We start from the raw sequence: 382 nt of genomic DNA, 5'->3' as shown, positions 1-382 counted from the left end.
TGTATAATGGGACCAATCCAAGTTTAGTTAATCTTCCTTTTAATGATCATCAAACCTCCCTTTCTTCTAAAACCATAGGTGTTAATGAAGAAGGTTATAATGAACTTACCCTCTCAAATATAAAAGATAAAGAACAAATTTATTTAAAAGCCCAAAAGGATTATGATGAATTAGTCCAGCATAATTTCACTCAAAGAATTTTAAATGATAAAGATTCTAAGGTGGATGGAATTTATAATGAAAGGATTAAAAAGGTTCATACTCAAACCATAGACTTAGCTAAAAATGTCAATGTAGGAGGAGAATACTTAACTAATGTAGGCTTATCTAAAGATACCATAGTAGGATTAAGCAATACCTTAAATGTAGGAGTAGATAATAA

The 382-nt window shown here is 29.3% G+C and carries 1 pseudogene; it reads left to right on the top strand.

Features of this window, described 5'->3' with window-relative positions:
- A pseudogene (locus KAR67_RS09925) lies at positions 1 to 382 on the top strand (VgrG protein); the annotation flags it as partial.

It is taken from the genome of Campylobacter sp. JH32, from assembly GCF_017846535.1.
GTDB classification, from domain to species: domain Bacteria; phylum Campylobacterota; class Campylobacteria; order Campylobacterales; family Campylobacteraceae; genus Campylobacter_D; species Campylobacter_D coli.
The sequence above is the reverse complement of the archived record's forward strand: the minus strand, read 5'-3'. Positions and strand labels throughout refer to the sequence as shown.